The organism is Pseudoalteromonas sp. SG41-2, from assembly GCF_014164535.1.
GTDB classification, from domain to species: Bacteria; Pseudomonadota; Gammaproteobacteria; order Enterobacterales; family Alteromonadaceae; genus Pseudoalteromonas; species Pseudoalteromonas rhizosphaerae.
On record NZ_JACJFK010000028.1, the window covers coordinates 1 to 26,720 of the forward strand.

The window sequence follows — 26,720 nt, forward strand, 5'->3', positions numbered from 1 at the left end:
ATTTGATAATCATATAGAAAGCTCCTCGAGTTTTTCGATACAGTTGTGTTGACCAAAACATAAACTGAATCCGAGGAGCTTGGTATGAAACTATATGGTGGAATTGACTTGCATTCAAATAATAGTGTTATTGCTATCATTAATGAACAAGGTGAAACGCTTACCGTTAAGCGTTTAAATAATGACATGTCTGTCATTTTATCTTTTCTAACCCCTTATAAAGACAACTTAACAGGGCTTGTTGTTGAGTCAACTTTTAATTGGTATTGGTTAGTTGATGGATTAATGGATGCAGAATTTAAACTCCACTTAGCGAACCCCGCTGCAATTCAACAATATTCAGGCTTAAAACATGCTGATGACCATAGTGATGCACGCTGGTTGGCTGAAATGCTACGTCTAAACATCCTGCCAGAAGGCTACATTTATCCTCGAGAGCTCAGGGCTGTTCGCGACTTAATGCGTAAACGAATGGACATTGTTCAACAGTCCACTAAAAACTTATTATCCGTGCAAAGTTGTTACATGCGTCATCTTGGTTATAAGCTCAGTAGCAACAAAATAAAGCAAATGGCTGCTATCAGAAAAGGCGTTGATGTTGAGCAAGTACACTCGGATTTCAGCTCAACAAATACAGCACTGTCGGTCATTTCTAACCTCACATTGATACGCTGTGCTCAACAGCAAATTAATGCAATAGAGAGCGCTATATTACAACAAACATCGCTCTCCCCTGAATTTATAAACCTAACCAGTATCGATGGGATTGGGAATACGCTAGCACTGACCATTATGTAAGAGACAGGCACAATTAAACGTTTTGATAGTCCAGGTAATTTTTCCTCGTATTGTCGCTGTGTTAAAGGTGCAAGATACAGCAATGGAAAGAAGAAAGGCGCTACAAACCAAAAAAATGGCAATCGATACTTAGCGTGGGCGTTTACTGAGGCCGCTAACTTTGCAATTCGTTATAACCCGACAGTTAAAAAATATTATCAACGAAAGCTGGCTAAAACAAACAAGGTAGTCGCTATTAAAACAGTTGCGCATAAGCTTGCAAGAGCGTGTTATCACGTGCTTAAAGACAATGTACCATTCGATGAACACAAGGCTTTTGCTTAGCGTCTATAAAACAAATTAGGTTAACGTGTTGAGCTAGTAATGGGGTTGGTAAAACCATTAGATTTGATTGAGCCTGCACGTTAACCGCTCATATTTTAAATACTGGATATGCCCAATGTTTGAGCCACAAAGGGTTGGTTATGTGTAAGCATAAACCACAGACTTGTTACAGCGCAGTGTGTAAACACAGCCAGAAACTGGACTGATATTGGTACTAAACGATGACTGAGGCGAAAGCCAAGGGCCTTAATTAATCATCAAAGATGCTTAATTAAACCGCCTAAATTCATATGGGTGACTGGTGCATATTCACACCAATCGACGTCATGACTAGGTGTATAGCCAAATTTAAAGTGAGTTTAAAAAGTAACAACACTTGGTTTTTTGAATAAAAAGATCAAGAAAACACAGCTGCCTGCTTGACCGGAACTTTCTAATGGGTGACCCCTTTGGCCTGATGATGTGAGAGTTAGCAGTGCATCAATATCGAGTATATTTGTACTCTTTTTTTGTTTTGCGCCAAATATATGTTCCTCCAATTAAAAATAGAGCAACAATAAACGGTGTCAACTTGTTGTCTGACTTCCAAGCTTGTTCAGATTCTTCATACGAACGTACAAGCAGTCCATTCACTTTTAACTCAAAAAAATCATAATATATCTTCGAAGAGTAGATCGGCGAATGCGTATTAGAAGCCTCAAATAAAATAGTAACAAGCTGATCTTTTGATTTCAAAAGAGACTCTTCAACAACGCTTTGCCCACTTGATTTTGATGGGTAATTAAAACTCATTGGATCATTAACAAACCCGAAGCGTATTCCATAATCGTATGCTTGAACCCAATCAACAAGACCACTTTTTTCCACAAGGTGACTTTTAAAAGGAAAGCCATTATTAACCTGATTTAGATTTAAAAATCCGATGGCTAAGCCTAATGCTATGCAAATAACTGATAAAGATAAATTTCTATAATACTTAAATTTTGTCATTTCTTAGCTCAAATAAGCTCCTTATTAGTTCGAACGTTTAGAATCAGTTTCAGGCTCAACGTCAAGGGTATTAAAGTGTCAATTGCGGACAATTGGTAACGCTAAGCACAACTGCCGCAGTGTGGCACAAATTTGATGACGGCGAATGGAGGTCGGCTTGATGCGTTTTGTTAGCAATATTAACCACGGAGTAACGTTTCTACTTTGTCGGCTATTTCTTCAATGTTGTCATCAAAATTAACAAAAAGCTTATCAGCCAATAACGGCAGTTGTCCTAATAAAGATTCGCCATCGCCGACCATTAGAGGTAACAATTTAGTTTGCTCAGAACCTATTTCAGATGACAATACCACATTTAACTCTTTCATAGGCCATGACTTTTTCACCGACTCTTCAGATATAATAGCAATTACATACTTAGACTTCTGTAAGGCTGTATTTATTTTAGATACGAGAGAGTCACCCCATTTAATTTCAAAACAATCAACAAATGCATTTACCCCTCGTTTTGCTAATTCTGCATGTAGTGGTAATGCTACATCAGCTTTATTTTCACTAGCGTGACAGATAAAAATATCATACATATCGAATACACCTTTTAACTTTTTTATAAATTCGGGAGGATTATTATCTAGTTCTAATACTTGTTTGCATAGATTTAAATATGGCGAATGCTCTTCACCTTTAACCATTTTAATGAAACTGAGGTTTCCATAAATTGCTCGTTTATAAATAGACCCATCCAGATTTTTAATATTAATTTCAGAGTCAGTTACATGGTATCTGTGTTTAATAAAACGAATTTCTGCAGCTCGTAAATCTTTATCCCATTCGTGTATCATGGCACGTGTTTTTCTAATAAATTTACGGTTTATATTAACTCCCTCGTTTACGACTAGCCCAGTAACCTCTTGTCTCTGTGACTTGTGCTGTAGCCGTGTTTTATCATGGCTAATTTCAAAACCTGCATCCCTAATAACCTGCTCTAGTAACTTACCAACTCGATGTTTTTCTTGTCCGTTGTCTTGGGTTTTGCGTTCAACTAAGATGCTGGGGAATGGCTTGTTACTGGAAAGTGTCAGATCATCAGCATACCTTGTGTACGTTAAGTGAAACTTTTTAGCTATTTGAACAAGCTTTTTATCTAGTGTTGTAGCTGCTAAGTTTGACAAAACAGGCGAGGTACTTGCGCCTTGTGGTAAACGACCATTGTGAGTGCATAATTGAGCCAATACTGTGGCAGCAGCAGCTCCCATATTAAAAGGAGTATTTCTAAATATCCCTTGTACACGACCAAAATTAACTGAATGAAAAAAATCTTGAAGATCAATGTTTAAAACATAATTCTTTTTCTTATGTTGTTCAGCATTGGTAACAATACTTTTGCCACCGCCAACAAATCCATGCACGGGTTTCTTTACACGATAATGAGCCTCAATTAATGGCCTAACTTTATGTTGTAGTATTTTTATAGAGCTCTTTGGACTATCAATAACCCTTTTCTTTCCAGATTTTTTTGTGACCGTAAACGAATTGTAATTTGGGTTTTTAGAATAAAGAATATGTAGGAGTTGACCTACGGGGATTTCAAGTATGTTAGCAACATCATTGTCGCTTTGAAGCCCAATGAAATACTCTTTAGCGACCTCAATATCTCTCTCTAAAAGTGGAGATAGCTTAGGGTTTCTCCAATTAAAAGGTCCTTTGTTTGAAACTTTTTCAGGTTCAAAAGATGTCATACTAAATAGTAACTTGTTAAAAGGGTTACTCATCGAAATCTCTAGTTTTAATAAATGGTTTCAACCCAATCACCTTGCGCCATTCTAGCCATCGAGATAATCGACAACATCAGATACAGTTATAGCCGGGGCGTATGTTACCCGGAGTTCCAAGTCCGAAGCAGTAACAACTTCAGACATTTTGGGTCGAAACCAAGCATAGGGTACACAATACATACAAAGTTTGATAGTAAATTTTTGGATAGTACTAATAATTTACTGAACATCATTTTGGTGGTTTATATCACACCAAAACGGCGTTTATTACATATCCTGATAATTTCACCAATAATTACTTTTGTAAACAAGTAATTAAAATCGCTAGGAATTGAGCTTGTTATTTTGCACTAAAACGGCGGTTAATAATGTTATCGGAAAAAATTAGGATTTGACTCATCAAAACAAGAATAAATTTAACTTTTAAATGACAGGTGATCGCTCATAGTTGCCATTGAAGCTTATAAAAACAAAAAAGAGCAAAGCTTTCACTTTACTCTTTTCTATATCATTTTAAATTGACCGCTGACCGCTGACCGCTGACCGCTGACCGCTGACCGCTGACCGCTTACTTAAGCCTAATAGCCTTAGCTTCAATATCAATTAGGCCTTGCTTAAATAAACCGCCAATGGCTTTTTTATAATTAGCTTTACTGGTTGAGAAAACTTTTTTAATTGTCTCAGGATCCGATTTATCACCTAAAGCAATAACACCGCCTTCGGATTTTAATCTATCCATTATTTTCTCACCCAAGTCACTTACTTTAGCCATACCTGGTTTTTCAAGAATAACGTCAATTTTTCCGTCTTCACGTACTTTTTGAATAAATCCAGTTAAGCGTTGGCCAACAAACATGTTTTTAAACACCATGTTGTAAAATATAACGCCGTAATGTGCTTCTTCTATTAATACTTTATAGCCAATATCGGTTTTGCCAGCGACAATTAACTGTACTTCTTGCAGCGGCGCGTACTCAGGCTCCGTTTTATTGATAAAACGATTAAAGTTATTTGATGCACAAATACGGCCACTGGCGTTATCTAAATACAAACGTACTAAATAAGAATAGCCTTCTTGCATTCTTGGCTTTTGTTCGTTGAACGGTGCCAGTACATCTTTATCAAGCCCCCAATCTAAAAAAGCGCCAATGCTGTTGATTTCTTTAACACGAAGTAGGGCGTATTCACCTACCTGAGCTAACGGCTTTTTAGTTGTTGCAGTGGCGAGATTAGCATTATCTAAAAAGATAAATACGCTAACGCTGTCGCCAGCTTCAAGCTCATGTTTAATTTCATGACTTGGTAAGAAAACTTCGCCTAGCTCATGACCGTCGAGGTACGCGCCTTCGTTACTTACTTCGTTAACGAATAGGGTTTGGGTGGTTCCAAGGTAACTCATAATTATTCCTGTTCTGGCTTTTTACGACGGCGCATTGGTGCATCACCATCAATATTAAGAGGGGCTTTGATTGGCGCTTGTGGCTTTTTAGGTTTTGCTTTACGTTTAGTCACAGCTTTTACTTTAGGCTTTACATTTTCTTGTGCTTTAGCCCATGTTGCATCAGGTTTTGGTTCGCGTAAACCTTTAAACTTACCTTTTAACCCTGCAACGGTATGAAACTCAAGTTCATCATTTAAGAATGATTTAATTGCTTTATAGCTTAACCAATCTTTAGGACCGACCAGTGAAATAGCGGTACCTTTAAAGCCAGCTCGACCAGTACGACCAATACGATGCACATACTCTTCAGCGTGTTTAGGTAAATCAAAATTGATTACATGAGTTACGCTCAGTAAATCAAGACCACGAGAGGCAACATCGGTGGTTATTAAAATTTTAAAGTTTTCACGGCTAAAGCCGTCCATGATATCTAAACGTTTATTTTGTGCTAAATCACCTGCTAATGCTTGGGCTTTAAAACCTTTAGCATTAAGTGATTCGCTTAAACGGCTGGTATCAGTACGAGTCGCTGTAAATATAATGCATTGCCCGACCTCGTCTTGCTTTAAAAAATGCTCAAGCAGCGCTTCTTTATGATCAAGGTGATCTGCTAAATATAAGCTTTGTTTAATATCTGAATGTTGTTCGTTAGCCGCACTAAGGGTTATTTGTTTTGGCTTTTTCAGTAAATTACGTGATAACGCATCGACTTGTGCATGATCCAGTGTCGCTGAAAACAATAATGTTTGGCGCAGGCGATGATCAGCTTGCTCGTTGATCATCTTTAACTGTGCAGTAAAACCTAAATCTAAAATACGGTCAGCTTCATCAAAAATAAGTAACTCAAGGCCACTTAATTGTAATGAACGCTGAGTTAAGTGATCGGCTAAACGACCCGGTGTAGCAATAACAAATTGCGGGTCGTTACGCAGTGCTTTAATTTGATCATTAAAGTTTTCACCGCCTAATATTTTCACCGCTTTAATATTAGTACCTGCAATTAGCAGGCGCAGTTGGGTAAATACTTGGGTCGCCAGTTCACGAGTAGGCGCCACAATAAGCACACGAGGATCACGTTTACTGAGCGCCTTTTGTTTCATAACCCGTTGAACAGCAGGTAATAAAAATGCCAAGGTTTTGCCCGACCCAGTTTTAGACTGGGCGAAAATGTCATGGCCTGCCAGTGCGGTGGGCACTGCATGGGCCTGAATATCAGTGGGCTGGGTGATCCCTTGATGCGCTAATTGTGTTTCAAGGCGAGTATCAATCCCAAGATCAGTAAAATGCAAAGTGTGTTTCTCCAAAATGAGCAATTTGTTTGGGTATAAATAATTTCGCTATTATAGCGCAGTCCCGAGTGCGGCTAATAGTAAAAAGCCAATTATCACTGCTTTTTTTGCATTTAATTAGAAAAAGCGTAAAATACGCGCCCTCAATATGTATTATGCGCCGGATTTACGATTCGGTTACCGCCAATAACGGCTAAAGCAAAATAGGAATCACCATGACTGCTGTCCATAAAGACAATGTAACCAGCGAGCACTTTGTTGTATGTGCACTTTATAAGTTTGTTTCTTTACCTGAATTCGAAGCCCTACGCCAACCATTGTTAGATGTGATGGAAGCCAATGAAGTACGTGGTACTTTATTAATTGCCGCAGAAGGTATCAACGGCACAGTTTCTGCCAAGCGTGAAGGCATTGACAACCTTTTAAGCTGGTTAGACAGCCAACCAAACCTTGATAACATTGTTAGCAAAGAATCATTTGATGATGAATGCCCGTTTTACCGTACTAAGGTAAAACTAAAAAAAGAAATCGTCACAATGGGTGTTGAAGGGATTGATCCGCTGAAAGTGGTTGGCAGTTATGTAAAACCACAAGATTGGAATGCATTGATCTCAGATCCTGAGGTTATTTTAGTTGATACCCGTAACGATTATGAAATCGAAATTGGTACTTTTCAAAACGCAGTAGACCCAAATACTAAAACATTCCGCGAGTTTCCGCAGTGGGCAAAAGAAAACCTCGATCCGAGCAAACATAAAAAAGTAGCTATGTTTTGTACTGGTGGTATTCGCTGTGAAAAATCAACTGCTTACATGAAAGAGCAAGGTTTTGAAGATGTGTACCATCTTGAAGGCGGCATTTTAAAATACCTAGAAGAAGTGCCAAAAGAAGAAACCATGTGGGAAGGTGAGTGCTTTGTATTTGATAATCGCGTAGCAGTCGATCACGACTTGCAAAAAGGCTCATACGATCAATGTCATGCGTGTCGTATGCCAATCACTGAAGACGAAAAACTCAAACCAGAGTACATGGAAGGTGTCTCGTGTCATCATTGTATTGATGATGTTACCGACGAACAACGTGAACGATTTGCTGAGCGTCAAAAGCAAATTGAATTAGCGCAAGCTCGTGGCGAAGGCCATATTGGCAACGAAGCACAAGCCGTTTTACAAAAGCGTAAAGAAGCTAAAAAAGCGCAAAAAGACGCACAGCGTAAAAAGTAATTTAGTAGAGCTATTACTACCGTTTTATAAAGCCTCAGCGTTGTCTGGGGCTTTTTTAAGGTAACCAAGATTGAATGAATTTTAATCGTTAGGTTTTTATTGCACGATAACAGTCCCCATCATAAGGTAAGATATTATGTTTCGAATCATCTCAATCTTTGCAGCTATGCTGCTTTCAACTAATTCTTTTGCTGCAAGTACAGCACAAGAGCTTTTTTCAACAATAAACTTGCGCTTGAGTTACATGGAAGATGTTGCGCTTTATAAGAGTAATAATAACCAAGCCATTGAAGATAAAGAGCGTGAGCTAATTGTTATTAACAATGCAAGTTTGTCAGCAGAAAAACAAGGCTTAAACAAAGAAAGTGTCCTCGCGTTTTTTCGTGCCCAAATATCTGCGGCTAAGGCTATACAATACAGATACCGCGCTGACTTGCTTAGTAAGCCAACAGATAAAGAGCCTAGAAATTTAGATACTGTTATCCGTCCTGCGCTGATAAAGCTAGGGAAAGACATCAATATTGAACTTACACAGTATTTACGTCATGGAGGCGTTTTTTCACAGCAAGAATTTAAAGTTTTTGAACGCACACTAAATTCTCGATATTTAACACGAGCAGACAAAGAGATGTTATTTAACGCCTTGATTGAAATCAGGCTTCAATAATATAAATTTTTATACTAGCAGGTAAGCGTTAATCTATAACAATAGGACAGGCACAAATTTTTAAAAATCATAGCTTTAAGCACAGTTATTACATCAGTGATTAAGCTATTAGTATTTTATGATTCGAGCAACAGCAACTTTATTGATTTAGTATTCAGATCCGGTTATTACCATTGCGTATCCCGTGGCGTGCGTCGTGAATTTTTATGTGGTGAATACCTGTTTTCGGTAAATGATTATGATAGGTGTCATCTTAAGTTCTAAATAAGCGTGTTAACACGGTGATGTTTTTATTAAATCACCATGTATACATGCCAACTTTAGATTAATGTTTTTAAATGCGCTTCGGCGGCATTGGTGAGCTGTTCAGGTGTCATATCTTTGGCGTTATCTACAGCAATAGTGCATTGCTCTAGTGTGTACACATCTTTTTTATACATAAAAATCAGCGGCTCACAACCGTCCTCTTTAGCTTTTGCTGATGTCCAATAAACGGCTGAAAATTCAACATTGCCATGTTCGTAAGACTCAACGCTAACTTCTCCGCTGTGATCGAATTGTAGTTGTTTAGAAAGCTGTTCACTAATGTTAATAAGGTTGACCAAAAATACGGCTTCTTGGTGTGTAATACCATGTATATCGGTAAATTTTTGCTTAAACATAATTGTCCTTTTAAATATAAACTAGCAGAGTGGACCCTAATAAAAACTATTGTTGCACACTATACCTGTTTGCCCACTTACTCAAAAGTACTTAGCAATAAACTAGATATTTTTGACCACTTTCAGGGTTTATTAACCCGTAAATTCAACAATTTTTAGTTCTAAAAGCTCAAACTACCATTATGAGTAAATTTAAGACAATACCTTATTCTGACCAATTAGGCTGTTTATATATAGGGTATTTATAGCTAGTTAGCCTCTTAGCATTAAATACACTGCCCTAGTTACTTTCCCCTATAAAGGTATTTCAACGTATTGTTTTGACAGTTAATCGAACTAGACTTTTTATTGATCAAAACACTGTTACACTGCGTACCATAATGGAAATAATAATTAATTAGGTGATCTTTTTGAAATTACGAGTTCTTTTAGTCAGTGTTTTTATTACTTGTTCAGCGGTAATGCCATCGGCATTTGCTGCTAATGTAATTGTTGAACCTGTTGCGATGGAACGTGCAAAAGAGCAAGTTCAAGCGGTTGGTAATGCTGAAGCGATTCGCTCTGTTATCCTCTATCCTGCAGTGGGGGATAAAGTGACGGCTGTGCATTTTAAACCCGGTGATCAGGTAACCGCAGGTACTATTTTGTTAGAGCTCGATTCGCGCAGACAAAAAGCGGCGCTTAATGAAGCGAAAATAAAGCTTGCAGATAGTGAACGAATACAAACACGTTTACAGCAAAGTCATGCTAAAGGCGCGGTGCCAAAAAGCGATCTAGATGATGCAAAAACTGTGTATGAGTTAGCTAAGGTTGCGGTGACTAAAGCCGAAACCGAATTAGAAGATCGCCAAGTACGAGCGCCTTTTAGTGGCACCATGGGGTTAACGGATGTCGAAGTTGGCGATCGAATTACCACACAAACAGCCATCGCCAGTATTGATGATACTCGTTCGTTATACATTAATTTTAATGCACCAGAGTCAGCTATTTCAATGCTCAGAACTAGCGGTAACGTGACTGTGATGCCGTGGCAAGGAAGCGATGCGATCAATGCGCAAGTCGCTTATCTTGACTCACGCATTGATCCACAAACACGTACGCTGCGTGTCAAAGCAAAACTGGATAATGCACAAGCACAATTTTTACCGGGTATGAGTTTTAGAGTACATATTGAGGTATTAGGGCAGAGTTTAGCTGCAGTGCCTGAAGCTGCGCTTTTATGGGGGGCAACCGGCCCCTATGTATGGAAAAGTGTTGAGCAAAAGGCAACTCGCGTTGATGTTAAAATCCAGCAACGTTTAGCGGGTCGTTTGCTCGTATCTGGGCCTTTAAACGAAGGCGATATTTTGGTAGTTGAAGGCGTACAACGTTTACGCCAAGCGCAAGAGCTTAATTATATCAAGCCGCTTGCAGCAGCGCAGGAGTAGGTATGAAACAACAACCTATGATGCAAGATCTCCCTTCAATGGCCATTCGCCGCCCAGTGCTTATTGTAGTACTTAATTTACTGATCATTATTGCGGGTATTGCAGCCATTGCTGGGGTTGAAGTTCGTGAACTGCCTGATGTTGATACGCCAAGGATCACGGTGTCGGCTTCATTTCCTGGGGGCTCTCCAGAGACTGTTGATACCGAAGTAACCAGTAAACTTGAAGGGGCGGTAGCCCGCGTAAGTGGTGTAAAAACTATTCGCGCACAAAGTGAAGAAGGCAATGCACGGATTGTTGTTGAGTTTCGTGCTGGTGTTGACCTTGATGATGCTGCGAATGAAACCCGTGAGTCGGTAGCACGTGTACAACGGGAGTTGCCAGAAGAAGTTGAGCGCGTTTCTATTATCAAGGCTGATAATGATGCTGAGGCGGTGGTATCGCTAACCGTATCAAGCGATACCATAGCCCTTGAAGCGTTGACTGAACTGGTTGAGGTTGATTTAGCACCGCAGTTTTTAACCATTCCAGGTGTGGCCGATGTACGTTTAAATGGTGACCGAAAACGTGTTTTACGGGTGCGTCTTGATCCACTTAAATTAACCAGTTTTAATTTAACCGTTCCTGATGTAGCCCAAGTACTGCGCCAAGCGCCATTTGACGTACCTGCCGGTAGTTTGAAATCGACGGATCAACAAATTATAGTGCGCGCAGATGCAACCTCAATTACCGCTGAGCAAGTGGCCGATATTATTATTCGTGATGGTACGCGTATTGGTGATATTGCGGCGGTGTATTTTGGTCCTGCGGATCCTCGCTCTATGGTGCGCTTAAACGGCCAGCCAGTGATTGGCATGGAAGTTATACGTCAAGCACAGTCAAATACCATTGAAATATCTGACGAAGTATTAAGTTTATTAGCAAAAATGCAAACGCGTTTTCCGGAGCTGAAATTTACTTTAACTTCTGATGATGCCCAATTTATCAGGAGCTCAGTTGATGAGGTGATTTACTCACTGGTGTTAACTGTGCTGCTGGTGATCATTACATTATGGGTATTTATCGGCTCTTGGCGCGCGACTTTAGTGCCTGCATTTGCAATTCCTGTTGCCTTGGTTGGTTCATTAGCGTTGATATGGGCACTGGGTTTTTCAATCAATATACTTACTTTGCTGGCATTAGTGTTAGCAACGGGGTTGATTGTTGATGATGCGATTGTGGTCAGCGAAAACATTCAACGTCAACGCGGTTTAGGCCTTGGCCGCCGTGCTGCTGCGGTAATTGGCACGCGAGAAGTGTTTTTTGCTGTTGTCGCAACGACAGCGGTGTTAGCGGCGGTATTTGTTCCTATCGCATTTTTACCCTCAACAGCAGGGCGATTATTTAGAGAGTTTGGTGGGGTACTTGCGGGAGCGGTGATCATTTCAAGCTTTGTAGCGCTTTCATTAGTGCCAGCGCTCACCTCAAAGCTAAAACTCAAACAAGGTGGTAAACACCCATTTGCTAAAATAGGTCATTGGCTTGCTAATATTTATACTAAAACCATTCATTGGGTGCTTGATCATGCGTGGCTTACGTTTATAGCTAGTATATTAGTCGCTGCGGGTTCGGGTGCTTTGTATCTCAATTTAGATAATGAATTACTGCCTTCAGAAGATCGCGGAAAAATACGTATCTTTGCTCGGGGCCCTGACGGTGTTGGTTTGAATTTTATGGACCGTCAAGCAATGCAAATGGAAGATATTTTGCTGCCGTATGTGCAAAGCGGCGAAATTGAATCTATTTATACTGTTGTAGGGCAGTGGGATCCAAATATTGTGTTTATTACCGTGCCTTTAAAACACTGGGATGAGCGTCATTTTTCACAGCAAGAGATCATTAATAAAATTCGAGGTCCGCTGGGTAATATTCCTGGGGCGGCAGGTTATCCGTCTGGGTCAAATAGTTTAAATTTACGCGGTCAAGGTGGCGGTATTGAGCTGGCACTATTAGGGCAAGATTACCTGCAGATTTATAAGGCCGCACAAGATTTTGCTGCCCAGGTTGAGCAGACTATCCCGTCGATTGACAACGTGCGTATTTCATATCAGCCATCACAGCCGCAATTGCGCGTTAATATTGATAGACGTCGTGCAGAGGAATTAGGAGTGTCACTGAGTGATATATCAATCACCTTGCGTGCTGCGATAAATGGCGATGATATTGCAGATTTAAATATTGGTGACCAATCGGTACCGATTATTCTGCAAGCACAAAATCAAACCATTAAAGATCCCAGTGATCTCGCTAATTTATATATCAGTGCAAATAACGGTCAGTTAGTACCACTGAGTAGCGTTGCAACCATTACAGAAGAAGGTGTTGCCGCCGAGCTTGAACGCCACGCACAGCGTCGTGCTATCGAGCTTGATATGGAACTGCCGGCGGACATGAGTATTGCACAGCTGGTATCGCAATTACGTGATATTTCAGAGCAAACGCTACCAAGTGGCATTAGCTTGGCATTTAAAGGTGAAGCTTTAACCTTTGAAGAAACTTCTAATGAAGTATTTATCACTTACATACTGGCATTTTTAATCGTATTTTTAGTATTAGCCGCACAGTTTGAAAATGTTAATAGTGCTGTGGTGGTGATGGTAACAGTACCGTTTGGTATTACATCAGCAATTTTAGCGCTGTATTTAACTGGTACTTCGTTAAATATTTACTCGCAAATAGGTTTGGTGATGTTAATTGGCTTAATCGCGAAAAACGCGATTTTGTTAGTTGAATTTGCTGACCAATTGCGCGACCAAGGTTTAACAGTTCGTAAAGCTGTAGAGCAAGCAGCATTAGTACGTTTAAGACCAATTACTATGACCTTGATATCAACCTTACTAGGTGCACTGCCGCTAATATTATCAACCGGAGCGGGGGCTGAGGCACGTAATGCGATTGGCTGGGTCGTGTTTGGTGGCTTGTCTTTAGCGGTGCTATTTACGTTGTATTTAACACCGGTAATTTACTTGGGCTTAGCGCGCTTTACTACCCCCCGTGGTGATGAAAGTAAGCAACTTGCGCAGGAGCTTGATAAGGTAGAGTAAATCACAATTAAAATAGCCTAATTAACTATTTATCTTTGAAAAATAAGTTAATTAGGCTCACACTTGGGAAAGCTATCCCCAACAGGTTTTTTTTATGCAAGCCGAACAAGTAGAAATCGCGCAGTTTTTAGCACAACACCCGCCTTTTGACAGCCTACCGAGTAAAGCAATCAATGAGCTCGCGCAACAGGTTGAAGTCGCCTACTTTAGAGCGCACACCGATATTTTATTATTTGGTCAAGATATCGCCGATCTTTATGTGATCAGAAGCGGCTCTGTTGAAATGTATCGACGTAATGGGGAACTGGATAATCGTTTAACCACTGCCGGTATATTTGGGCAGATGGGTTTACTGATGAATCGCAAGGTTCGCTTTCCAGCTAAAGCACTTGAAGATACGCTAGTGTATTGCATTAATGTTGAACTATTTAACCGCTATTGCGACGAATTTGATTCATTTGCTGACTATTTTGAAACGGATGGTAATGTTCGTTTACATCAGGCAATTGTTGAACAAGCCGATGGTAATGATTTAACCACGGCAAAAGTAAAATCGCTGATCCACCGTGATGTGGTAACAGTTAATACTGATTCGACGGTGCAACAAGTTGCCCAGCTTATGACTGATGAATCGGTGTCATCGGTTTTAGTGACTGATAGTACTAAACCTATTAACGACGACCCAGAGGAAGATGATGGTCAAGTTGTTGGTATTATCACAGACAAAGATTTACGTACCAAAGTCATTGCTCATGGGCTGGCATTTGACACACCCGCGCATACAATAATGTCTACAAACTTGGTTTTATTAGATGCCAATGCCTATGTTTTCGAAGCTGTACTTGCGATGCTACGTGATAACTTACATCACTTACCGGTGGTGCAAAAACGCCGTCCAATTGGGGTTATTTCTCTTTCTGATATTTTACGCTATGAATCACAAAGCAGCTTGCTATTAGTACGTGGAATACTTGCGCAGCAATCGATTGAAGATTTAACACACTATGCACGCCAGCTGCCGAATGTGTTTGTACGGATGGTAAATGAAGATGCAAACTCGCATATGATTGGCACGGCAATGGCTGTGATTGGCCGCACTTTTAAACAAAGGTTACTGGTATTAGCTGAAGAAAAGTATGGGCCGCCGCCGGTTGCGTACTGTTTTATCGCTTTAGGTTCAATGGCGCGGGATGAGCAACTCATTGTTACTGATCAAGATAACGCGCTCATTCTAGATGATGATTATGATGATGAACTTCATGATACGTATTTTCAAAATATTGCCGATTTTGTTTGTGATGGTTTAGCTCAATGCGGTTATACCTATTGTGATGGCGAAATAATGGCGTCATTTAAAAAATGGCGAAAAACACGTGCACAATGGTTTGAGCAATTTGCTCAGTGGATAGAGCAACCTAAACCGCAAGCCTTACTAAATAGCTCCATATTTTTTGATTTAGACGGGGTGTGGGGTAAAACCAAATGGGCCGATGAGCTTAAAATATTTATTGCCAAACAAAGCAAAGTTAATCGCGTATTTTTAGCTAATATGGCTGCAAATGCCCGCAACAGAACCCCACCATTGGGGTTTTTTAAAGGCTTTGTTATGGAGCACAACGGTCAGCATAAACGTTCTATGAATTTAAAGCGCAGAGGCACAGCGCCGCTTTCAGATGTTATTCGGGTTCACGCATTGGCGGTTGGATCACGTAAGCAAAACTCGTTCGAACGCTTAGAAGATATTATTGAAGCGAAGCTTCTACCGCAAGGCAAAGCACAAGATTTGCGAGATGCGCTAGAATATATTGCCATGATGCGGTTCCGTCACCAAGCGTGGCAAATTGAACAAGGGGAAGAACCCGACAACGATTTAGACCCTCATTTATTATCGCCTTTTGAGCAGCGTAACTTAAAAGAAGCTTTTGCAATTTTAGAAAAAGCACAAAGCTATTTGAAATTTAGTTACTCAGCAAACTCTGGGGTGAAGTAATTTATGGCTTTCAAAAAGCAAGCAATGATTGACTGGGCAACACGCTATAAAAATTTATTAAGCGGCGCTCAAAATGACACTATCAAACGTTTTTATGGAGCTGCTTTTAGCGATAAATTCGCAGCAATTAAAGATGTGCCATTTGTTGCAATGGACTTTGAAACAACCGGTTTAGATAGCACTAGTGATGATATTGTCAGCGTTGGTTTAATTCCTTTTAATTTACAGCGTATATATTGCAAAGATAGTCGCCATTGGGTGGTGCGCCCTAGGCGTAATTTCAACGAGGGATCCATTGTAATACATGGCATAACGCATTCAGAAATTGACGATGCCCCGGATTTTAACCAGATTATTGAGCCATTATTGCAAGCACTCAGTGGTAAAGTGGTTGTTGTACACTATGGCGCGATTGAGCGGCACTTCTTAAATACTGCACTGTTACTTAGGCTTAACGAGGGGATCAACTTTGCTTTGGTTGATACCATGGAAATTGAACGAAAAGCCTTAAAAGCCAGGCAGGGTTTGCTAGGTTGGTTATTTAATTCTAGGTTAGGATCGCTTAGATTAGGTGATTGTCGCCAGCGCTATTCATTACCTGTGTATAAAAACCATAATGCTTTAACAGACGCTTTAGCAACAGCTGAACTGTTACAAGCACAATTGAGTCACCATTACCGAGAAGATACACCGATCTCGCAGTTATGGAGTTAAAAATTTCTTAACCTGAACTTTGGCTAATAAGCTTAAATAAAAAAACGCCGCAAATTTGCGGCGTTTTTGGTTTTATATAGCGTTTATTTAGCCGGTAACGGCTCAGTTCTCAGACCTAAAATAAGGCTTAAACACATAAACAGCAAGACGATTGTAAATGGTAAGCCGGTAGAGACCGCACCTGCTTGCAGTGCTTCGATTGCTTGTGTACCACCAATCCACAATAGCGCGGCTGCAATAGCACCTTCAATAGATGCCCAAAATATGCGTTGTGGTACTGGCGCATCAATTTTCCCGCCAGCAGTGATAGAGTCTATTACTAATGACCCTGAATCAGATGAAGTGATAAAAAACACTAAAACTAATAGCACAGCAATTACAGACAAAATATTAGACATAGGTAATTCATCTAGCATTTGAAACATAGCCATAGGGACATCGGTTAAACCATTTAGGCCAAGTGCGCCAACACCATTGACTACTTGATCAATTGCAATACCGCCGTAAATTGACATCCATAATACTGTTACCAATGTTGGAATAAGTAATACCGCAATCAAAAATTCACGAATAGTACGACCGCGTGATACGCGAGCGATAAACATGCCTACAAACGGTGACCACGAAATCCACCAAGCCCAGTAAAATACAGTCCAGCCATGCATCCATGTTTCGTCTTCACGGCCATGTGGATTACTTAATGGAATGATATTTTCTACATAACCCATAAAGGTGGTAGGAATATTACCCATCGCAACAGCAAAGCCAACTAAGCAAACAAATACCAAAAGGGCAAAAGCAATTAGCATGTTGATATTACTAAGGAGTTTTACACCGCCATCAATGCCGCGCACAACGGAAATAATAGCCAGTAGGGTAACGCCAACAATAACGAGTATTTGTGAGCCAATGCCACCTTCGAGACCAAACACGTGGTTTATCCCCGCAGACGCTTGCTGAGCGCCTAACCCCAATGATGTTGCCAAGCCAAATAAAGTTGCCAGTACTGCTAAAATATCAATGATATGACCAGGCCAGCCCCATGCTTTATCGCCCAATATAGGGTAAAAAATTGACCGGATAGACAGTGGTAAACCTTTGTTATATGTAAAGAATGATAGTGATAAGCCAACTACAGCATAAATAGCCCAAGGGTGCAGGCCCCAATGGAACATAGTTGCCCCCATTGCCAGTTTTGCAGCTTCTGGGGTGTTGGCTGTTACATTCAGTGGTGTTTCATACCAACCAGTAAAATATGCAACCGGTTCAGCTACCCCCCAAAACATTAAGCCAATACCCATGCCTGCGGCGAATAACATAGCGAGCCATGAAACACGAGTATATGAAGGCTTAGCATCACTGCCTCCTAAACGGATCTTTCCGTAAGGAGAAACAATCAGTGCTAAACAAAAAATAACGAAGAAGTTTGCAGCCCACATAAACAAGGCATCAAAATTATTAATTATATCGAGTTTCACACCATCAAGTGCTGCTTTTGCAGTTTGTGGATCGGTAGCGAGAATGGCGATTAAAAAGATGACAATCAGGCCCGCACTGATGCCAAAAACAGGGTTGTGTATATCAAATCCCCATTTTTGCACGTTATCCTGACCTACGGTGTAATCCGTATTGTCGATACTATATTTGTCATGATTTTCGCTCATGCAATACCTCTTTTGTTGTCCTAACAAGCTGCTTGTTACCAGCAACATACCTAATTTAATTAGTCTAAGTAACTTGAAGCTTCGGATAATAAATCACTACGTTAGTAAATTTTTAAAGCAAAGTTCAGGTTAGGTAATAATTGATACTTTAATTTATTTGAAGACTAACTAATTTAAAAGATGATCATACAGCTACTAGTGTATGAGTTAAATACCAAATGTAAATGATTTTGTTGTTAAATAGCGGCTTATATGGCCATTGTAACCATTTTTATGTTTTTATATAAAAGTACATAATTCGCAAAAGGTCAAAAATTAGTTTGATTGTTAAAGTAATCGCGGCTGTTTTTTGTGGTTAATTGAGCTATTATTTTTTGTAGTTGTAAAAGGCAGTTGCACGAGATTGACGTTTTATAGTCGCAGTAATGAAAGCGTAATATGAATATGATTTAACATTAGATGAGCTATATCATTGATCAGTAGCGATAAGGAATTTAGTCATTACTATGAGTAACCATGGCAAAGAGAACACTAAAAACACGGCTGATGAGCATCAATTAGCTCAGCATTATCATCGCGTTCGACACCACAGCGTGACGTTAATAAACTCGTTATCAGCAGAAGACTGCCAATTACAAGCTATGGCAGATGTAAGCCCTAGTAAATGGCACCTTGCGCACACAACGTGGTTCTTTGAAACTTTTTTGCTAATTGCACATAGCTCTCACTACACAGTATTTAATCCTAAATTTAAAATTTTATTTAACTCATATTATAACGGTATAGGTGAACAATTTAAGCGTGCGTGCAGAGGGAGTTTATCGCGGCCTAGTTTAGATGACGTGATTACCTATAGAGAATATGTTGACCGGGCGGTGATTGAATTACTGAGTGCACCGTGTAGCGAGTCAATAAAGCAAGTTATTGAATTAGGACTTAACCATGAACAACAGCACCAAGAACTAATGCTGATGGACATTCAATATAACTTTTCAGTTAATCCGTTGTTTCCTGCTTATTGTGACACTAACAATATCCGTATAGAAAATCCTGTTACGCAAGCCAGTCCTCTTAGCTTTGTGGCATTCTCAAAGCATACTGCACATATTGGTGCAACTGAGCAAACGTTCAGCTACGACAATGAACGGCCAACTCATCAAGTGCTTATTCAGCCATTTAAATTTGCTAACCGGTTAACTACCAATGGTGAGTATTTAGCGTTTATACAAGACGGTGGTTATCAAAATCCAGAGCATTGGCTCAGTGACGGTTGGGCGCAGATAAATAATGCTCGGCAAACTGCGCCACTCTATTGGCATAAAGTAAATAATGAGTGGTTTGAATTTACATTAGCTGGATTACAGCCTTTGGCGCTAAATGAGCCGCTAAGCCATGTTACCTTTTACGAAGCAAACGCTTTTGCACATTACTCACAAGCACGCCTCCCAACCGAATTTGAATGGGAAAGCGTTGCTAACAGTAATGCGGCACAAACTATCACCCAGCTGACCGACAACTGTTGGCAGTGGACAAACAGTGCCTATTTACCGTACCCAGGCTTTAAGCCAATAGCAGGCGTGGCAGGGGAATACAATGGTAAATTTATGGCGAACCAAATGGTACTGCGCGGTGGCTGTAAACTTACCCCACAAAATCATTTAAGACTAACTTATCGCAATTTCTATTATCCACACCAAGCGTGGATGCGCAGTGGTATTAGACTCGCTAAGGATTGAGCATGAGCCAAATAACAACATTAACGACAATCGACATTGATAACCGCTTTTTAAACGATGTTATTGCGGGACTGTCACAGCAGCAAAAGAATCTACCCTGTAAATATTTTTATGATGATAACGGGGCCGCTTTGTTTGAGCAGATCACTGAGCTTGATGAGTACTATGTGACACGCACAGAGCTGAGCATTTTAACCAAGCACAGCCAAGCAATTGCCAAGTTGCTTCCTGATAACTTATCAATCATAGAGCCGGGCTGTGGCTCGGGTAAAAAAATTGCTTATTTGTTAGCGCACTTAGTGAATGTGAAAAGTTTTGTGCCATTTGAGATCTCTAATGAAATGCTTAATTACTCATTGGCTCATTTATCTCCATTATTTCCTGAGTTAGCTATTTCGCCGTTGTTGGGGGATTTTACTCATAGCCAAATGGTAAAGCAGTTAAGCCGTGAAACACAATTGGATAGCCAAACGAACCTCGTGTATTTTCCAGGCTCAACAATAGGCAATTTTTCACCGCTAAAAGCCATTGAGATCATGAAAAATTTCCATCGGTTATGTGGTATTAACGGTTATGTATTGATTGGCATTGATTTGCTCAAAGACCGTCAAGTATTACTTGATGCTTATGACGATAAACAAGGCGTGACCGCGGCATTTAATAAAAACTTGCTCCAGCGTATTAATGCTGAGTTAAATGCTGATTTTGATCTTAGCCAGTTTAATCACCAATCACGGTTTAATGAAAAACTAAGCCGTATTGAAATGCATTTGATCAGTAACTGTGATCAAACAGTCACCGTCAATGGCGAATCATTTAGCTTTTCTCAAGGTGAGAGTATCCATACAGAAAACTCCCATAAATACGCACTACAGGCATTTACTGAACTTAGCGCCCAAGCTGGATTACGTTTAGAGCAAACGTGGCAAGACGAGCAGGGGTATTTTGCATTGTGTTTATTAAGGCCAATTTAAACAATGCACAGTCCATAATTTATTATTTAACTGTACTTAGCTAAAAATGCTGCGCAAATTGATTTTTTAATAGTATAAATACTACATTAAACCTACGGCTGCTGGTGTAGCCATTATAAAACCTTATTACGAAGAGGTTAGTGTGGACAGTTCTACTAAATTAAAAACGATTGCAGCACATTTATTTGCACAACGCACAAGTGCAGCGCCACAATCAGATTTACCGCCACAATTAGCATTAACAAGCACTGAAGATAGTTTAGCTGTTCAACAATTGATGATTGCATTAAACAAGGGCCAAGTATTTGGTTGGAAATGCCTATTACCACTTGATAACGGTGCGATTATTTTGGCTCCAATATTAAAGCCGCCGCAATCATTTGCACAAATCTGCACATTATATACTGAACAAAACAAGGCACGGATAGAGCCTGAAATTGCTTTTGTGTTTGCGCAAAATATGCCAAAGCAGGCCAGCTATAGCGAAGCTGAAATTGACCACGCGGTGAGTGACACGCATATGGCACTTGAGCTGATCCAAAACCGTTTCTCTACAGCGTATCAAGCAAATCACTTTGCAAAGTTAGCGGATGGTTTAAGTAACCAAGGGGTGTTACTTGGTCCTAAAATTAATAAGCAAGCAGCTTATGATGCGGCACATATTACTATCGCGATAACACAAAATAATCGCTGTCATAGCTATCTTGGCAAGCATCCATGTGGTCTGGCACAAACACCAATCTATTGGGCAGTAAATTATCTGGCTAAGTGTGGGATCACGCTCGCTGCTGGCCAAATTCTCATAACAGGCTCATATTGTGGTGTTATTGAGTTAGACACTGATGTTGATACTGAAATTGACTATGCAGGGCTTGGAAAATACACCGTCAAATTTAGTGGCTTAACTGATAATGACGCTGTTATCTTTTAAACGGTAATTAATGGTTGCTCCGAAAACAGAATCTTGGAAAAGCTGGCCATGTGTTTGTTCAGTGTATTGTTTGATTATGGGGGCAATAATGCTGATGGCTGAACCTGTAGCGCTATCTTCATCAACGCCATAATAAGGAGCAAAATATCGAAAATGCCACTGTGTGGTTTGATTAGCTGTTTGGCGTTGTTGCAATACAATCACTGCATTTGGGTAGTATTGTAATTGTGCTGTATTTATCGCGAGTGTTTTTAAAGGCTGATCACTGTTAATCATCACAGTACTGTAGCCGTTAATTTTTGCTGTTTTATAGCTTTGCACTATTGAGGTAGGAATGGCTTGTTGCAGCAGAACCTCTGTTTGTACCTCGGTGCTATCAATGGTGGCTAATTGTAGTTGCAGTGCGCGTTGATGTATTCTGATTTTAAATACTTCCCCTGTATTTGTATAAAAAGTGTTTGGGCTAAACCCTTGCCATTTTTTTAAAAACAGTGCAGCGGCGAGTGTCCCATGACCACAGCGGCTGATCTCATGGCTGTGATTAAACCAACGAATAGGGCATCGATTTTTTTTGATATTGGCTTGATTTAAAAATACGGTGGCGGGCTGAGCGGTGTTTTTTGCAATGCGCTGCATTAGTCGAGTTGTTAACCCTGTTTTATAAATAACAATTAACGCAGACGAACCTTTACAGCGTCTCGCTGTATCGTTAAAAACTTGCTCAATAGCAAAAGACTGCACAAAGCGCGGGGCTTTGTGCAGTCTGTGAGTTATTGCCAGATTTAATAAGCGACTAGGCTTATTATTTCTTTTGTGCATAGGCGTCGTTATGAATACCTGCGGCACGACCTGATGGATCGGCATTATTTTGAAATGATGCATCCCATAATAACGCTTCAGGCGTTGAACAGGCGACTGACTTACCGTGTGGTACACATTTAGCGGCTGCATCACCTGGGAAGTGAGATTCAAAAATAGTACGGTAGTAATACGCTTCTTTTGAATCAGGTGTGTTAATAGGGTATTTAAATTTTGCGTTTTCAAGCTCTTGATCGGTTACTTGCTCGTTTACAAACTCTTTTAATGTATCAATCCAGCTGTAGCCTACACCATCCGAAAACTGCTCTTTTTGACGCCATAACACTTCATCAGGTAAGTAGCCGTCAAAGCCTTCACGTAAAATATGCTTTTCAATTTTGCCATCTTTACACATTTTAGCTTCAGGGTTGATACGCATAGCAACATCAACAAACTCTTTATCAAGGAAGGGAACGCGGGCTTCTACACCCCATGCCGCCATTGATTTATTTGCGCGTAAGCAATCAAACATGTGCAGTTTAGATACTTTACGGTTTAATTCTTCATGAAACTCTTGTGCATTTGGTGCTTTATGAAAGTACAAGTAACCACCAAATAGCTCATCAGCGCCTTCACCAGAGAGCACCATTTTAATACCCATCGCTTTGATTTGGCGAGCCATTAAGTACATCGGAGTAGAAGCACGGATCGTAGTTACATCGTAGGTTTCAATGTGATAAATAACTTCACGTAGGGCATCAATCCCTTCTTGAATCGTAAATATAATCGGGTGATGAACAGTTCCTATCATATCAGCTACTTTTTGTGCAGCCGCTAGATCTGGGGAGCCCTCAAGGCCAACCGAGAAAGAGTGCAGCTTAGGCCACCATGCATCGCTTTCATCATTATCTTCAATACGTTTTGCTGCAAAACGTTGGGTAATAGCTGAAATAACGGATGAATCTAAACCACCTGACAACAACACGCCATAAGGTACGTCACACATTAATTGACGTTTAACGGCGGCTTCAAGTGCATCTTTGACGTCTTCGGCTTTTGCGCTGTTATCTTTAACTGCATCGAAGCTTTGCCAATCACGGGCATAATATGGGCGCAATTGACCATCTTTACTCCATAAAAAATGTCCAGGAGGAAATTCTTCAATATGCTTACAGATTGGTGAAAGTGCTTTTAGCTCTGAGGCAACATAAAAGTTACCGTGCTCATCGTGGCCTGTATAAAGTGGAATAATACCAATATGATCACGGCCAATTAAATAAGCGTCTTGTTCTTCGTCATATAAACAAAAAGCAAAAATACCGTTCAGATCATCTAAAAATTCAGGCCCTTTCTGTTTGTATAACGCTAAGATAACTTCACAATCTGATTGAGTTTGAAAAGTGAAATCGGTTTCAAGGTTAGCGGCAAGTTCTTTGTGATTATAAATTTCGCCATTAACCGCTAGAATATGAGTTTTTTCAGGGTTGTATAAAGGCTGTGCACCGCTTGAGACACCAACAATGGCTAAACGTTCATGCACTAAAATCGCTTTATCTGATGAATATACACCAGACCAATCAGGTCCGCGGTGACGTAATAATTTTGACATTTCAATTGCTTGCGTACGCAATGGAGCGGGATCAGACTTTATATCTAATACACCAAAAATTGAACACATAGTAACTCCTCATTCCTATCATGTGTGTTAGTTAGGTCATAATACCTAACCATTCACGTTTGTTTTAACAGAAATAATTAACTAAGTCACATAGCTTTTACAATATTTTCAGAATAATTTATGCACCAGCATGGCCGCTGATGCACCAAATTGGTCAGTGGGTGGTGCCAGCCGCGACTTTTACATCTTGTTTTGCAACAATAGCTTCGTTGATCATTACTTTTAACGCGCTTAGTACGGTTTCTTCGCTCATACTCGGTGCGCCATTATGGTGCACAGCTTGGCTTGGTAAATAAGGGATATGTACAAAGCCCCCTTTGATGTGTGGTTCATGCTCATTGATATGATGTAATAGACCATACATAACGTGATTACACACATATGTACCCGCTGTATTAGAAATGGCGGCTGGGATCTCACTTTGTTGCAGTGCTAATAACATGCGTTTGATAGGTAATTGTTCAAAATAAGCAGCAGGGGCATTATTGACGACGGGGTGATCAATGGGTTGCTTTCCTGCGTTGTCTTTAATTCGGGCATCATCAATATTAATCGCGATACGCTCTATGCTTATTTCACTGCGGCCACCGGCTTGGCCGATACATAATACTAGAACCGGATGATGCTGCTCTATGGCTTTATAAAGCACCTCTAATGAGGTATTAAACTCACACGGTAGCTCAAGGGCTATTACTCGGTGCTTAGCGATTAAATGTTCGTCGAGTTTGCTTACCGCTTGCCACGACGGATTGAGCGATTCGCCGCCAAATGGTGCAAACCCAGTTATCAATACGCAGGGCATGCTTGATGTCAGTTTAGTCATTAAAAACCACCATATACATTAAAATAATATTGACCGTTAATAAGGCCAGCGCAGTAGGTATTTGCACCTTTATAACATGGTATTTGTCTTTTAGGTCGAGTAATGCCGCTGGAATGATATTAAAGTTTGCTGCCATTGGCGTCATTAACGTTCCACAGTAACCACTGTACATCCCAATTGCTACCAGTGGTGCGGCGCTGGCGCCATGACCTTCGATTAAAAAAGGCATAGCAATACCCGCAGTCATTACCGGAAATGCAGCAAACGCATTTCCCATCACCATGGTAAATAACGCCATGCCAACACAATACAGCACCACCAGCATAAAACGATTCTCTGGCGCTATAAATAAAGTAACCAACTCTTTAATTGAGTCTCCTGTTTGCGCCACAATAAACACGCCACCAAGCATTGCTAGCATTTGTGGCAGTATTGCTGCCCAACCGATAGAATCTAGCAGCCGACGGGATTCAGTGACAGCTTCAATCGGATTTCCCCCAGTAATTTTCCAGCCAATAAGTAGCGCAGACACACACGCTATAGTGAGCGATGCGAGAGTTAAATGACGTTGATCAAGTAAGTAATAATCACCAATTGCGATACCATCAAAAGAAACAGTCAGTAATACCGTGATCACGGGTATCATTAATGCGGGAACAAATAATTTATTGCCCAGGCGAGAGGCCGATTGTGTTTGTTGCTGTTCAGTGAGTGGTTGATAACTGCCCATGCTTACTAGGTTTAAGCCCGCTAACAGGGCAATTAATACTACGCTCACACCAACCCATAAATAAGTGTTGGCTTTGCCGAACAAGGCAATCGATACATCACCAAATAAAAAACTGCTACCAAATAACAACCAAAATAATGCTGTAGTGAGCCTTTTTGGATGGTTTTTGTCTTGCAGCGTTCGAACAACTAAAAACATCACAACGAGACCAATTAATAAATAAATGTTCTCAATGGTGATAATTGTAGCGTTTGAGTTAGTTACATCGGTTGTTAGTACTTTACTCATCACACTTCCTGCTGTTTGTAGTGAGCAACAGCCAGAGCTATTTTTGCTTCTAAACGAGATAATCTAAATAAATGAATAATGAGTGCGGCAATGGCGGTCGGAATAGCCCATAAACCAATATGCAGCGGTTCAATACCGGCAATGCCGTTTTCCTTTAAGAAGGCATCCATCAATAGTACAGCACCAAAAGCAATGAAAATGTCTTCTCCAAAGAACATCGCAATATTATCAACGGCAGCTGCATGGGCGCTGATCATGTCTTTTATGGGTTTTGGCAGCTCACCGTGTTTATTGGTCGCGGCACCTAATGCCATGGGGGCTAATAATGGACGAACAGTTTGTGCTTGACCGCCAAGGCTTAATAACCCAAGGGCTGCTGAGCATTCTCGAACGATAAAATACAGGGCTAATATACGTGCGCTGGTGGCACTTTGAATTTGTGCAATCCAGTTTTTCGCATGCTGTTGTAAACCATAGCGCTCTAGCAGTGCGATAACGGGTAAAATAAGAATAAAGCTGGCCAGTTGACGAGAGTTCATAAACTTCTCGCCAAAGGTTTGCAAAAGGGTGAGGATATCTAAATTTACCGCCCAACCAGTTGCAAGGCCAGCAACGGTTACTACAATCAGTGGGTTAAAGCGCAAGGCAAATCCTAGCACAACCACTGGAATGCCAATTAATGGCCAATAATTAAGATCAAACATCATAGTTCCTA

General features: G+C 40.4%; 22 protein-coding genes. 11 read left to right on the top strand and 11 right to left on the bottom strand.

Going from position 1 to position 26,720, the window contains the following annotated elements; genetic code table 11:
* The first annotated feature begins 84 nt into the window (after positions 1–84).
* A complete protein-coding gene (locus tag H5186_RS18625; RefSeq protein WP_259400374.1) occupies positions 85–798 on the top strand; it encodes a transposase in 714 nt (237 codons plus the stop codon).
* Positions 799–810: 12 nt separating this feature from the next.
* On the top strand, positions 811–1,122 hold the full coding sequence (locus H5186_RS23110; protein WP_310737092.1) for a transposase: 312 nt from the start codon (positions 811–813) through the stop codon (positions 1,120–1,122).
* A gap of 480 nt (positions 1,123–1,602) precedes the next feature.
* On the opposite strand, the gene H5186_RS18630 is transcribed toward H5186_RS23110, so the two are convergent.
* The 4 genes from H5186_RS18630 to H5186_RS18645 form a co-directional block, all read right to left on the bottom strand.
* Positions 1,603–2,112, bottom strand: a complete 510-nt coding sequence (locus H5186_RS18630; RefSeq protein WP_182794766.1) for a hypothetical protein — start codon at positions 2,110–2,112, stop codon at positions 1,603–1,605.
* 179 nt (positions 2,113–2,291) lie between these two features.
* On the bottom strand, positions 2,292–3,884 hold the full coding sequence (locus tag H5186_RS18635) for a TIR domain-containing anti-phage reverse transcriptase (RefSeq protein ID WP_182794767.1): 1,593 nt from the start codon (positions 3,882–3,884) through the stop codon (positions 2,292–2,294).
* 571 nt (positions 3,885–4,455) lie between these two features.
* Positions 4,456–5,286, bottom strand: coding sequence for a S1 RNA-binding domain-containing protein (locus H5186_RS18640; RefSeq protein ID WP_182794768.1), 831 nt, complete (start codon positions 5,284–5,286; stop codon positions 4,456–4,458).
* Positions 5,287–5,288: 2 nt separating this feature from the next.
* A complete protein-coding gene (locus H5186_RS18645; RefSeq protein ID WP_145233234.1) occupies positions 5,289–6,617 on the bottom strand; it encodes a DEAD/DEAH box helicase in 1,329 nt (442 codons plus the stop codon).
* 215 nt (positions 6,618–6,832) lie between these two features.
* On the opposite strand from H5186_RS18645, the gene H5186_RS18650 reads away from it, so the two are divergent.
* Complete coding sequence (locus H5186_RS18650) at positions 6,833–7,840, top strand: rhodanese-related sulfurtransferase (protein ID WP_182761865.1); 1,008 nt, start codon at positions 6,833–6,835, stop codon at positions 7,838–7,840.
* Between the two features lie 136 nt (positions 7,841–7,976).
* Positions 7,977–8,507 (top strand): gamma subclass chorismate mutase AroQ, encoded by a 531-nt coding sequence (gene aroQ, locus H5186_RS18655; RefSeq protein ID WP_149982480.1) that lies wholly within the window; start codon positions 7,977–7,979, stop codon positions 8,505–8,507.
* Positions 8,508–8,827: 320 nt separating this feature from the next.
* Here aroQ and H5186_RS18660 read toward each other — a convergent pair whose 3' ends face one another.
* Complete coding sequence (locus tag H5186_RS18660) at positions 8,828–9,169, bottom strand: hypothetical protein (protein WP_149982479.1); 342 nt, start codon at positions 9,167–9,169, stop codon at positions 8,828–8,830.
* A gap of 410 nt (positions 9,170–9,579) precedes the next feature.
* Between H5186_RS18660 and H5186_RS18665 the strand changes: the two genes are divergently transcribed.
* The 4 genes from H5186_RS18665 to H5186_RS18680 all read left to right on the top strand — a co-directional run bounded on the left by H5186_RS18665 (position 9,580) and on the right by H5186_RS18680 (position 16,383).
* Entirely contained in the window at positions 9,580–10,596 is a 1,017-nt protein-coding gene (locus H5186_RS18665; protein WP_182794769.1) for an efflux RND transporter periplasmic adaptor subunit, read from the top strand.
* Between the two features lie 2 nt (positions 10,597–10,598).
* A complete protein-coding gene (locus H5186_RS18670) occupies positions 10,599–13,679 on the top strand; it encodes an efflux RND transporter permease subunit (protein ID WP_182719009.1) in 3,081 nt (1,026 codons plus the stop codon).
* Positions 13,680–13,773: 94 nt separating this feature from the next.
* On the top strand, positions 13,774–15,669 hold the full coding sequence (locus H5186_RS18675; RefSeq protein ID WP_182794770.1) for a DUF294 nucleotidyltransferase-like domain-containing protein: 1,896 nt from the start codon (positions 13,774–13,776) through the stop codon (positions 15,667–15,669).
* A 3-nt stretch (positions 15,670–15,672) separates the two neighbouring features.
* Entirely contained in the window at positions 15,673–16,383 is a 711-nt protein-coding gene (locus tag H5186_RS18680) for a 3'-5' exonuclease (RefSeq protein ID WP_182794771.1), read from the top strand.
* An 83-nt stretch (positions 16,384–16,466) separates the two neighbouring features.
* Here the strand turns inward: H5186_RS18680 and H5186_RS18685 are convergent, their stop codons facing one another.
* Positions 16,467–18,047: a BCCT family transporter gene (locus H5186_RS18685; protein WP_145233245.1), complete on the bottom strand. Its 1,581-nt coding sequence runs from the start codon at positions 18,045–18,047 to the stop codon at positions 16,467–16,469.
* A gap of 506 nt (positions 18,048–18,553) precedes the next feature.
* Between H5186_RS18685 and egtB the strand changes: the two genes are divergently transcribed.
* The 3 genes from egtB to H5186_RS18700 all read left to right on the top strand — a co-directional run bounded on the left by egtB (position 18,554) and on the right by H5186_RS18700 (position 21,688).
* Positions 18,554–19,783 carry an ergothioneine biosynthesis protein EgtB gene (egtB, locus tag H5186_RS18690; protein WP_182767436.1) on the top strand — a complete coding sequence of 410 codons (1,230 nt, stop codon included), beginning with the start codon at positions 18,554–18,556 and terminating at the stop codon, positions 19,781–19,783.
* 2 nt (positions 19,784–19,785) lie between these two features.
* Positions 19,786–20,757 (top strand): L-histidine N(alpha)-methyltransferase, encoded by a 972-nt coding sequence (egtD, locus tag H5186_RS18695; RefSeq protein WP_182735625.1) that lies wholly within the window; start codon positions 19,786–19,788, stop codon positions 20,755–20,757.
* A gap of 142 nt (positions 20,758–20,899) precedes the next feature.
* Positions 20,900–21,688: a 2-keto-4-pentenoate hydratase gene (locus tag H5186_RS18700; RefSeq protein ID WP_220496226.1), complete on the top strand. Its 789-nt coding sequence runs from the start codon at positions 20,900–20,902 to the stop codon at positions 21,686–21,688.
* Here the strand turns inward: H5186_RS18700 and H5186_RS18705 are convergent.
* The 5 genes from H5186_RS18705 to H5186_RS18725 all read right to left on the bottom strand — a co-directional run bounded on the left by H5186_RS18705 (position 21,659) and on the right by H5186_RS18725 (position 26,709).
* Complete coding sequence (locus H5186_RS18705) at positions 21,659–22,507, bottom strand: PhzF family phenazine biosynthesis protein (protein WP_182719006.1); 849 nt, start codon at positions 22,505–22,507, stop codon at positions 21,659–21,661. The genes H5186_RS18700 and H5186_RS18705 overlap by 30 nt on opposite strands.
* On the bottom strand, positions 22,491–24,164 hold the full coding sequence (asnB, locus tag H5186_RS18710) for an asparagine synthase B (protein WP_182719005.1): 1,674 nt from the start codon (positions 24,162–24,164) through the stop codon (positions 22,491–22,493). The genes H5186_RS18705 and asnB overlap by 17 nt, the downstream gene beginning before the upstream one ends.
* Before the next feature lie 154 nt (positions 24,165–24,318).
* Positions 24,319–24,987, bottom strand: coding sequence for a pyroglutamyl-peptidase I (pcp, locus tag H5186_RS18715; protein WP_220496398.1), 669 nt, complete (start codon positions 24,985–24,987; stop codon positions 24,319–24,321).
* The gene (locus H5186_RS18720; RefSeq protein ID WP_182767437.1) at positions 24,980–26,005 is read right to left on the bottom strand and encodes a DUF979 domain-containing protein; all 1,026 of its coding nucleotides are present in this window, start codon (positions 26,003–26,005) and stop codon (positions 24,980–24,982) included. The genes pcp and H5186_RS18720 overlap by 8 nt, the downstream gene beginning before the upstream one ends.
* Complete coding sequence (locus tag H5186_RS18725) at positions 26,005–26,709, bottom strand: DUF969 domain-containing protein (RefSeq protein ID WP_145233413.1); 705 nt, start codon at positions 26,707–26,709, stop codon at positions 26,005–26,007. The genes H5186_RS18720 and H5186_RS18725 overlap by 1 nt, the downstream gene beginning before the upstream one ends.
* Positions 26,710–26,720: the final 11 nt, after the last annotated feature.

What these genes read in the sequence shown, in the direction of transcription:
- H5186_RS18725 (WP_145233413.1), bottom strand. Translation starts at nt 26,709, where the DNA reads ATGTTTGATCTTAATTATTGGCCATTAATTGGCATTCCAGTGGTTGTG.
- aroQ (WP_149982480.1), top strand. Translation starts at nt 7,977, where the DNA reads ATGTTTCGAATCATCTCAATCTTTGCAGCTATGCTGCTTTCAACTAAT.
- H5186_RS18680 (WP_182794771.1), top strand. Translation starts at nt 15,673, where the DNA reads ATGGCTTTCAAAAAGCAAGCAATGATTGACTGGGCAACACGCTATAAA.
- H5186_RS18660 (WP_149982479.1), bottom strand. Translation starts at nt 9,169, where the DNA reads ATGTTTAAGCAAAAATTTACCGATATACATGGTATTACACACCAAGAA.
- H5186_RS18675 (WP_182794770.1), top strand. Translation starts at nt 13,774, where the DNA reads ATGCAAGCCGAACAAGTAGAAATCGCGCAGTTTTTAGCACAACACCCG.
- H5186_RS18670 (WP_182719009.1), top strand. Translation starts at nt 10,599, where the DNA reads ATGAAACAACAACCTATGATGCAAGATCTCCCTTCAATGGCCATTCGC.
- H5186_RS18625 (WP_259400374.1), top strand. Translation starts at nt 85, where the DNA reads ATGAAACTATATGGTGGAATTGACTTGCATTCAAATAATAGTGTTATT.
- egtD (WP_182735625.1), top strand. Translation starts at nt 19,786, where the DNA reads ATGAGCCAAATAACAACATTAACGACAATCGACATTGATAACCGCTTT.
- H5186_RS18640 (WP_182794768.1), bottom strand. Translation starts at nt 5,286, where the DNA reads ATGAGTTACCTTGGAACCACCCAAACCCTATTCGTTAACGAAGTAAGT.
- H5186_RS18720 (WP_182767437.1), bottom strand. Translation starts at nt 26,005, where the DNA reads ATGAGTAAAGTACTAACAACCGATGTAACTAACTCAAACGCTACAATT.
- H5186_RS18635 (WP_182794767.1), bottom strand. Translation starts at nt 3,884, where the DNA reads ATGAGTAACCCTTTTAACAAGTTACTATTTAGTATGACATCTTTTGAA.
- H5186_RS18685 (WP_145233245.1), bottom strand. Translation starts at nt 18,047, where the DNA reads ATGAGCGAAAATCATGACAAATATAGTATCGACAATACGGATTACACC.
- asnB (WP_182719005.1), bottom strand. Translation starts at nt 24,164, where the DNA reads ATGTGTTCAATTTTTGGTGTATTAGATATAAAGTCTGATCCCGCTCCA.
- H5186_RS18650 (WP_182761865.1), top strand. Translation starts at nt 6,833, where the DNA reads ATGACTGCTGTCCATAAAGACAATGTAACCAGCGAGCACTTTGTTGTA.
- H5186_RS18630 (WP_182794766.1), bottom strand. Translation starts at nt 2,112, where the DNA reads ATGACAAAATTTAAGTATTATAGAAATTTATCTTTATCAGTTATTTGC.
- egtB (WP_182767436.1), top strand. Translation starts at nt 18,554, where the DNA reads ATGAGTAACCATGGCAAAGAGAACACTAAAAACACGGCTGATGAGCAT.
- H5186_RS18705 (WP_182719006.1), bottom strand. Translation starts at nt 22,507, where the DNA reads ATGCACAAAAGAAATAATAAGCCTAGTCGCTTATTAAATCTGGCAATA.
- pcp (WP_220496398.1), bottom strand. Translation starts at nt 24,987, where the DNA reads ATGACTAAACTGACATCAAGCATGCCCTGCGTATTGATAACTGGGTTT.